Source organism: Paenibacillus agricola (genome assembly GCF_011440305.1).
GTDB classification, from domain to species: Bacteria; Bacillota; Bacilli; order Paenibacillales; family NBRC-103111; genus Paenibacillus_S; species Paenibacillus_S agricola.
This window is the reverse complement of the sequence record NZ_JAAOIW010000023.1, coordinates 91,921-101,808: the sequence shown is the minus strand read 5'-3', so window position 1 is coordinate 101,808 and position 9,888 is coordinate 91,921. Positions and strand designations below refer to the sequence as shown.

7 protein-coding genes and 1 pseudogene are annotated in these 9,888 nt (G+C 39.0%); all 8 read left to right on the top strand.

Annotated elements, in window-relative coordinates; all coding sequences use genetic code 11:
- Positions 1 to 252, top strand: a pseudogene (tnpA, locus tag G9U52_RS34735) (IS200/IS605 family transposase); the annotation flags it as partial.
- 6 nt (positions 253 to 258) lie between these two features.
- Positions 259 to 1,362: an IS200/IS605 family element RNA-guided endonuclease TnpB gene (gene tnpB, locus G9U52_RS34730; RefSeq protein WP_166156711.1), complete on the top strand. Its 1,104-nt coding sequence runs from the start codon at positions 259 to 261 to the stop codon at positions 1,360 to 1,362.
- Between the two features lie 122 nt (positions 1,363 to 1,484).
- Positions 1,485 to 1,673, top strand: coding sequence for an HD-GYP domain-containing protein (locus G9U52_RS41985; RefSeq protein WP_375790315.1), 189 nt, complete (start codon positions 1,485 to 1,487; stop codon positions 1,671 to 1,673).
- Between the two features lie 95 nt (positions 1,674 to 1,768).
- Entirely contained in the window at positions 1,769 to 2,158 is a 390-nt protein-coding gene (locus G9U52_RS34725; protein WP_166156708.1) for a hypothetical protein, read from the top strand.
- Positions 2,159 to 2,520: 362 nt separating this feature from the next.
- Positions 2,521 to 3,366: a hypothetical protein gene (locus tag G9U52_RS34720; protein ID WP_166156705.1), complete on the top strand. Its 846-nt coding sequence runs from the start codon at positions 2,521 to 2,523 to the stop codon at positions 3,364 to 3,366.
- Positions 3,341 to 5,368 (top strand): VirB4 family type IV secretion system protein, encoded by a 2,028-nt coding sequence (locus tag G9U52_RS34715; RefSeq protein WP_243767734.1) that lies wholly within the window; start codon positions 3,341 to 3,343, stop codon positions 5,366 to 5,368. The genes G9U52_RS34720 and G9U52_RS34715 overlap by 26 nt, the downstream gene beginning before the upstream one ends.
- An 8-nt stretch (positions 5,369 to 5,376) precedes the next feature.
- Positions 5,377 to 8,418, top strand: a complete 3,042-nt coding sequence (locus G9U52_RS34710) for a hypothetical protein (protein WP_166156702.1) — start codon at positions 5,377 to 5,379, stop codon at positions 8,416 to 8,418.
- Positions 8,418 to 9,866 (top strand): M23 family metallopeptidase, encoded by a 1,449-nt coding sequence (locus G9U52_RS41510; protein WP_166156699.1) that lies wholly within the window; start codon positions 8,418 to 8,420, stop codon positions 9,864 to 9,866. The genes G9U52_RS34710 and G9U52_RS41510 overlap by 1 nt, the downstream gene beginning before the upstream one ends.
- Positions 9,867 to 9,888 lie beyond the last annotated feature (22 nt).

Below are 9,888 nucleotides of genomic sequence, written 5' to 3'. Positions count from 1 at the left end.
ACTATATCTGAAATTGAAAGTGACTCCGATCACATTCATCTTTTAGTGGATTGTACACCACAGCATTCGATACCTGGCATGATTAAAGCATTAAAAGGTGTTTCCGCGAGACGTTTGTTTAAAGAGTTTCCAAAGATTAAACAGAAATTGTAGGGAGGAAATCTTTGGAATCCCTCATATTTTGTAGCAGCCGTAAGTAAACATACAGAAGCACAGATCAGAACGTATATTCAAAATCAGAAAGTGAAGTGACAAGCAATGGTTGTGAATAAAGCTTACAAATTCCGCATTTACCCCACGCCTGAACAAGCAACACTCATTAACAAGACGATTGGATGTGCTCGATTTGTGTTTAATCGTTTTCTAGCCCAATGGAGTGACACTTACAGAGAGACAGGAAAAGGCTTATCTTATGGTGCATGTTCTGCTGAACTCACAAAACTAAAACAAGAAATAGACTGGTTGAAAGAACCGGACAAATTTTCTTTACAAAATGCACTACGGAATTTGAGTGACGCATACAATCGCTTTTTCAAAAAACAAAACGATGCGCCTAAGTTTAAGAGTAAAAAGAATCCTGCACAGTCTTACCAAACCAACTACACGAATGGAATTATTGAAATTGTAGACAATCAGATCAAGTTACCTAAACTTGGACTTGTGAAATTTGCTAAAAGCCGTGAAGTTGAAGGGTGTATCCTGAACACTACGATTAGACGCAATCCAAGCGGCAAATACTTTGTATCTGTGCTTGCAGAAGCCAACGTCCCTGAGTTGCCCCAAACAGGCAAAGAAGTTGGCATCGATGTTGGCTTAAAAGATTTTGCAATTCTATCTAATGGCGTAGTCGTTGGAAACCTTAAATTCTTTCGCAGACTGGAAGAAAAACTGGCAAGAACACAGCGGAAACTTTCACGCATGATGAAAGGCAGCAGCAATTGGAACAAGCAACGCATCAAAGTAGCGCGTATTCACGAGAAAATCACGAATGCTCGTACGGACTACTTGCAAAAGATTTCAGCGCATATTGTCAAAAACCACGACATCATTGCGATTGAAGATTTACAGGTAGCCAATATGGTCAAGAATCATAAGTTAGCCAAGGCAATTAGCGAGGTTTCCTGGTCGATTTTTCGCTCCATGCTAGAGTACAAAGCGAAGTGGTATGGTCGCATCGTTGTGGCTGTGGGTAAAACATTCGCATCTTCGCAGCTATGCTCCTGCTGTGGCTATAAGCACAAAGATGTAAAAGACTTAAAGTTGCGTGAATGGGACTGCCCAGAATGTGGAGCGCACCACGACCGAGACTTTAACGCAAGCCTGAACATTCTTGCCGAAGGCAAAAGACTTCTTGCTGTGTAATCCTTACACGAACTGTCGGAACGACAGGGTTAGCTCGGTAAACTTCTCTTCGTTAGAAGGGACTACCCAAGAATCTCGTGACTTTAGTCATGAGAGGTTCAAGGTAATGGTTATCCTAACTGATGAAAAAAGATGAAATACCTGTAGTAGCACGTATATGTGCTATTTGTGATGTATATGATGCTTTGGTTAGTAGTCGGTCTTATAAAAACGAGTGGTCCCATAAAGACGCTATACAGTACATTTTTGATCATAGTGGCACACATTTCGATGAGTATATAGTACGCTGCTTTATGAAATTAGTTAATTAGTTAAAGGAGGCGATCATATTGAACCTTATGGAATTAGTTAATAACGGAGCTAATTAAAATATTTCTAGTAAATTAAGCTACATAGGGGGATCTGTATGAAAAAGGGAATGGCTTTAATATTGATGCTTTGTATTTCAATGATGTTTGGCACATTGGTTTTTGCAGGAGGCACACCAGCGATAACAACCCCCGCAAAAGCTGGAGGTACTATGGATAAAATAAAAGCAGGCAGTAGTGAGGGTTTAACTGACAAGATAGATGAATCAACAACAAAACTCCTCTCCATTGTAAGACAAGTAGGTATCTTATTTGCCGTGCTTTTTATATGCTGGATAGGATGGGGCATGTATGGAGCTGCTAATCCCCAAGGACTTGCAGCTATGAAAATGAGAATTATATTCTTTTTACTTGGATTATACGTAGCTATTTTTCCAGAAGATATACTTGGTGCCATCCTCGGAATTATGGATTATGACCCAACTTAATTAATCAGTAAGGGCGTGAAAATAAATGTGGGGACAGCACCATCCACTTCCGTACAATTCTAATATTAAAGAACGTTTAATAGGTCGCTTCTCATTTGGTCAAACCCTATGGATAGGATCGGGAGCTTATCTATCCTATAAGGCAAGCCAAATCATTCCGTTGCTGCCCCTAGAGTATTCTATTTTAAGCCGTGTTCATTATGGGCTCCCATTGGCATTAAGTATGTTTTTTTGTTACGCCAAACATCCTCGGACCGGTTTAACAATCGGTCATTATTTTTTTATTATATTGATATTACGATTCAGGAGAAGAAAATTCTTATACAGAAAGAAAAACATTAAAAAGGGCGGGGATTATTAACTTGCAGATTATCAGATATCTATTTGTGGTTGCCATTGTGGCAACCATTTTTCTATTATTTATCCGTCCAAGGTTAAAACAGCGTAAATCTTTGGAAACCGTACAAGATTTGCTCGGCAGTGATGTTACGGTTAGTACTCAAGGTTTAATTCAACATAATAATATGTTCCGTTATATTATCGAGGTGCAATCGGTAAACGGACAAACATCATCCAAAAATGAGCAAGCCATGATCTGGATGAATTTTCGTGATTTAGTAAACACATTAGGTTTTCCTTACACAATCCTGGTTCAATCACAATACTTGGGCTTAAAAGATTATTCATCGTGGTACCAGGCTCAGTTTATTGACAATCCTATTCTTACACCAGAAATGAGAGAGTGTGCTGAACATGTCGTTAATGATTTAAATAAACAAGATGATGAACAAAATATAAGGGACTATAAGAATTATTACATTTTACATTTTAATCCTACTTCAGATTCGATTGACTCTGGCGTGAAAACAGGCATGAATGTATTGGATGATTTTATTGGAAAACAAACTAGCGAAACCAAAGGCATGCCTGAAGACGAATTAATGGATCTTGCTCAACAAGTTCTTGATGAATCATGTAATGAAATATTTTCACATAGCCAGCAAATCGGCATGAAATGCCGGTTATTAGATCGTGAAGGTGTTTATCAAATGACGTACCAAATGCTACAAAAAGAAATGGCTGTGTGGGCAAGGTTAAAAGATGCTAATGATGCTCAGAGCTTTACAGTAAATATAAATTCAATTACGAAGAAACTATTACAATTTGAATATGGAGGTGCAGATGATGCTAAAGAAAATGCTAATTAAGTTATGGTATGGAAAGAGTGGTGAAGTTAAACAAAAACCCTACAAAAAGCAGCCTGATTTTGATGATGCTAAACCTGAAGGCATTGATTTTATTAGCCCTTCGATAATTAGAGAAACTTTGCCTAAAGAATTAAGCGCAGAAGGTATAAAGATGACAGACTATGCAGTAGAAGTTGGCGGGACAGCAGTTCCTGTAAGGTACTATAGATCGTTCTTTGCCCAGATTAGTGCTGGGAACACCTGGGCGGGCATGCTCGATTCTTTGGTTGTCGGGGACTTCGGGGAAGCAGACATGGATTTTGCTATCCATGTTCGCCCTTCAGCTAATGATAGGGAACTTGATGCCATAGGAAGAAGAATCACAGGGTTATTAAGCGATCTAGCCTCTGAGAAAGATGTAAGCAAAAGAGATTCGATGATGGATGAAGTCAAAGACTTAAAGGCACGTCAAGGACGTATAAGGAGAAATACGGAACGTAGCTACCGTGTTTCTATCCAAGCCATTGCCAGTGGAACCGATTGGAAAGCACTGAAAAAATATTGCAACTCCTTGGTCAAAAGATTTTCTGGTAAGTCAATCATATTAAGGTCAGCCGATGGGCGGCAATTAGATGCTCTCAGGGCGATCCTTCCTTTAACAACAAGCGAAGTACCTAAAGAGCACTTCCTTAGCTTTGAAACATCAAATGTAGCTGACTTGTTCCCATTTGGTTATGGAGGTATTAGCCACAGGACAGGAATCATACTTGGGCGCGAAATATTTATGGGAAAGCCTGTTTTTTTAGAAAATTGGCATCCTGACCTTACTAATCAGCATGCTTGCGTTATAGGTCGTAGTGGAGCTGGTAAAACTTATGTAGTTATGACCTTGGTGAATCGTAACACTCATATCCGCAGGCGTGTTGGCATTCTCGATTGGAAAGGCGAATATCGCGATTACATGATTGCCATGAACTGTCCGTTCATTGAGTTGAGCCAGCACTCACAAGATCGTATCAATCCTTATGATGTTGATATTACAGAAATGCCGGATGGCTCCCGTTATGTAGACATAGAGGAAGCAGCCAATTTTGTACAAGCCTTAGTATATAAAATGATATCCGTATATGACCGGAATATTTTGACTGGTGAGGTTAAAGTATTCATTTCCAATTCCATAAGGACGCAGTATGAAGATGCTGAGATAACCGAGGATCCAGAGAGTTTATTTACGGCATCTAGTACCGGAGATGGTAAATTTAGAATAGGAAGAACATATAAAAAGATGCCTGAACTAAATGGTCTTCACGATATGATGGAAAAATCAGATAAAGAAGCAGTTAGAATCGCAGCAGATATTTTCATACAGTTCACCAAAACAGGTAAAGCTCCCTCAATGTCAATTTTTGATGGACAATCGACCGTATCAGTAAAAGATGCTCCCATATTTGCGATAGCTTTAAATCGCTTAGACAAGGATATCATGCGTCCTCTTGGGCTTGTTGCTGCACAGCGCTGGATTACTGAGAAGTGGGCAAAGAAAAATCCGGATATAAAAAAATTGGAAGTCATAGAAGAAGCACAAAACATTTTTAATGATCCTGATGTTGGCGGGGTTTGGGCGGAAAGCTCGTATAGAGAGGGCCGTTCAACTAATACCGGAATCATTTCAGTTACACAAGGATTAGAAGTGTATACAAAGTCAGCGGCAGGGATAGCAGCTATAAAGAATAGTCCGATTAAAATCATCGGCTTGCAAGAAAAAATCGATATTGACTCCGTCCAAGGAATGCTTAATTTAAGTGAGGGCGAAGCTCACTTCCTGGTTAACCAAGCTTCGAGAGGGAAAGTTGTTTTGAAAATAGATAACGAGTCGACAATATTGCAAGTTCAAGCAACCAAATTCGAGCACATGTTATTTACTACAGATCCTAACGATCCTGCTTATGCCCAACGGAAAATATACATAAGAGATTTGCTGGAAAAGAGAAATAAATCTGTCAATCAAGAACAGACGGGTTAGGTGGTAAAATGAGAAGAATAATTTTTCTTATTGTTATTGTGTCATTCGTATTGCAGTCATTTTTTCTATTTCCCACAAATTCTTATGCTGCTGCGACTTATACATTGTATACCCCAGTGGTGAGTCCAGCGATTAATGGAAAAGATGAAGATGGTAACTTTGACAATAAAGTTACTCGGATATGGGATCCAAATGATAAGGAGATGAGCTTAAAATTAAATGCAGCACTAGGTCAACTCATTAGTGCAGTTATTGAGGAAAGAGATAAGTGTGAATCATGGTCAATTTTTAGTAAAGATAATGTATGCTGGAATTCTTGGGCAAAGGTATCTCAAAAAGCAGCAGCATTAAGTAATTATGGAGTTATATTTCACGGAGAAATTCTCACATTAAGTACAAGACCTTTCCAAAAATATACGTACGATGATTTTCTTGCATATCCAGACAGTGTTACTGAATCTATGCTGGGTTCTGGAATTAAATTTGATATTCCACAATTTCTTAAAAAACCGGATTCTCTGCTTGAATATGTAACAGATCCAGCTAGAGTAAGGACAGAGTCTGAATTAGCAAAATTTCAGACGGTAACAAAGCGAATAGAGACTGTTCCAACAATACCTACAAATGGAGGGAAGTTTAATCCGCAGTATGGAGTACTAGGCTCGAAGATGGAAGAATATAACAATAAAATTGTTAACAACATAGTGGAAGAACCAGGACTAGGAGAATCTTTTCTAAGTGAAATGATGAACAATTTTGCGAATGGTATATTCAATTTATTCGATATGAAAGACATTACCCTACTTATTTTTGGGAAAGACCTAGCAGCTGATGATGAAGCACAATCTACAACGGGTTGTTTCCAATACAATTGTCGGGCCGATCAGGTATACGGGGTATTTGAACAAGGGTTTTTCCAAGCTATAAATGTTTTATACTCATTATTCGATAATTACATGCCATATCCACTAGTGATTTTATTGATGTTATTTGGGTTTCATATGGCATTTTTTAGTGGTTCTCAAGAGGGACGATCAAGGACGAAAGATTATGCAATGAGCTTTTTAATTGGATTAATCTCCTTGAAATTCGGAAGCCATCTCTGGGATGTTGTATTTACGATTAATAGCTATTCTACAGATATTGTTTGGAACGGATTGATTGATAATGGGGTGCACATAGATACTTTTTTACACATGGTCTGGGGAAATGTTGGCATGATTGGTTTTGTAGCCAATAAAACGATAATCGCTTCTATATTAGCTTTACTGGCTACCTTTATGACTGCGTTAATGAATTATCAATATGCACTTAGAGTATTCATTTTAGGTGCATTACTTATTAGTTTTCCCATAGTTTGTGTTTTATCCATATTTCCAGCATTCCGACACTCGCAACAAATATGGTGGCAAGAGTTAATATCTTATACTTTTATGGATACAGCTCATGCATTAGCATTAGGATTATTCTTTTTAGCACTTCAATTTCAAGGAGCAATGAGTATCTGGCTGTTTATAGCCTATTTTGTTGGTATGCCCACTATAGTTTCACTCTTCAGACAGTTGATTGGCATAGAGTCCCATGGGTCTGGTTTTAAAGGAGCAGCTGCTAATGGTCTTGGTGCTATGTCTGGAATTTCATCGGTAATGGCACTCTCAGGGATGTTTCGACCAAATGGTGGGAGAAACCAAGGAAATGATCAAAGTAGTTTAGGCAACTCGGAAATGGGTGATACCAGCAATTCGCCATTAATTCCAAATAATAAGCAAGGTGTGTTTGGTAGCATTGCAAATAATGGACTGCTAAGGGGAGCTGTTTCAGCGTCAGCTGGTTTTGCAGGCGCAGTTGCATCAACTGCTATTACAGGTAATCCAATCATTGGGCATTCTATCGGGGCTAGTTTAGGCAGAGTTTTAACCGGAGGGCTTGGTGGTTTGGGAAAAGGAATGGACGGTTTAATGGCATCTGCATCTCATGATGATGGCATAGGGGCTGGCATGGAAAGCAGGTATTTAAGTGGTGAAGGTGGTTCTTTAAATAACTCTCTTGTTCAAATGGGATGGGGTGCAGAACGATTTATAAATGCTGTTTCAGGTGGTAGCGCTTTTGAAGATGCTCCTGCAAGGAAAGAGGCTATCGAACAACACCAGGAGCAATATGCAAATTCAGTGAACGAAATGAACCAATTAAAGCCACAAGTTGATTCAGCTAAGGCTCATTTCCAAGAATTAAAGAGCCAATATGGGGAAGGTTCTCAGTGGTATAAAGATAATTCCACAGAATCTTCACGTCCGGCTCTACCTGAACAGCACAAGGATTTTAGTAATGCTGAAGTTAATTACAAGGCTGCACAGGCACAATTATATGCAGTCAAGCTGGGTCACGATAACAGCATGGATTTTAAAACAGCTGAAGCGAACTTTAATCATGCAAAAGATGAATTCATGGAGCAGCAAGGGTTATATGGACCTGGATCACAATGGTTCAAGGACAATACGGGAGAAGTACCATATACCATCCCTCCAGAAAAACCAGCTGAACTAGTGAAAGCCGAACAACAATATCAAAACGTTAACGCCAGGTATGAAGCTGCAAAATCGAAAGCATTCGAATCAAAAGGTATATTAACAGATAGAAGTCAATTAAAACAATATATTGCTGATAACTATCCTTCAGGTAATGGTGGAACTAGTGGGGGTGCATCATCATCACCTCCAAGTGAAGGTGGGGCTAGTGGAGAACCACCATCGGAACCACAAGGAAATGGACCGGTAGATAATAATGGAGGCGTTGGAGGTGGAGGATCTGACGAATCACAAGGAGGATTTACCCCGATACAATCAGTGAATGGAGCACCGACAAATAATTCACAAAATAGCAATTTTGATGAGGACTTATGGAATGATTATATAGGGCAAAGAAACTCACAAAATAATGCTACAGAGCTTCCAGCTGCAAATAACACAGTAAGAGATAAAGTAACTGAGTTGGTCAAATCACTGGAATCAGATGATAACAATGAGCCCTCTCGTACACGGGGGCGATTGTAGTGCAAGCAAATAATGAAATGGAGCAGATGGTATCAGGAATAGGAAAAAAGACTTCCCAAGAAGCTTCACATGTAGCCAAACGATTAATTAAAAAAGCTGTAGGTAAGGTTGCCAAACAAGTTATTTTAACAACAGGCAGAGTACTGATATCAATTCTAGGTGAAACAGCCCCAGTTTGGGTTCCCATCGTCGTTATTATCGTCGGTGGGTTTTTAATGTATAACATGTTATATCTCATTCCCAAACAAGTATTATTGGATGGTTCCCCCAGTGGAAAAAAAATCGCAGCTTTTTATGGCAGTAACGATCCTGATTTTATAGAAAGCCGTAAAAATGTGTTTGAAGATTATGCTGATATTTCGAAAAAATGGAGTGATAAATTAACAGATGACCAAAAGATACAAGCGCAGCTCCACGCTATGCCATGGGGAGTAATAGCAGCTGTGGATCGCATTGTAAATGATCCAGCTACTACAGGCAAAAAAAAGCTATTGCTCCAGCCTGACATAATATTTGAAGCGTTACGCCCTGCTTTCACTTGGAGATCTAGTACGATCACTAACATCACTCAATCTTGTAGTTCATCTAGCTATACAGACAAAGAAGGGAATGTATCAGTTAATTATTCGATTCATTCAGATACTAAACTCACACCTATCTTATTATTGGCAAAAGCTGATACGTTTGAGGGTGCCTATAATTATGATTATAAGCAAGATGTAAAGCGTACAGAATACAGTTCTTCTTGTGGAGTATTGGTAAATACCGAAATAAAAGAAATTCTAGCAAAAATGAATACACCTGATGTGCTTAATCTACCACTAATGGAATTTTTGAAGTCAAAAGGAATAAAGAAAGAAGTGGATATACAACTTGCCTTTGAGTTGGCAAAATTGTACGACATCCAATTTAAAGGAAGTTCGGAAGTGAAGATAAGCTTGCCCTATGTGAATGGAGCCATTAGCGGTGCCAATTTGTTTTTTCCTGTTGATGTGCCATTCAAACAAACAACTCATTTCGGAGACATTGATGCATGGCACTCTACCCCACATAAAGGAATGGATATTGCTACAGGCACAGGAGGGACACATATCTATGCTATTGATGAAGGTGTTGTAGAGTATGCAGGGGCTCAAGGTAGTGGAAATGTAGGGTATGGATATTATGTAATACTAAGCCATCCAAACGGTCTTAAAACCCTGTATGCACACTTACAGCATGATCAATTTCAAGTCCAAAAAGGGGATAGAGTAAAAAAGGGACAATATATCGCCCAAATTGGTTATGGAAAAGTGGGTGACAGCACAGGTCCACATTTGCATTTTGAATTGAACATATTGGATGCAAAGGGAAAAACGACCCTGGTGGATCCACTTGTGTATGTTAAACCAGCGATTGGAATGATGACACTCCAAAATGGAACGAAATGGATTAGAGAAGATCAATGAATTAAAAGTCTTATAAATATGG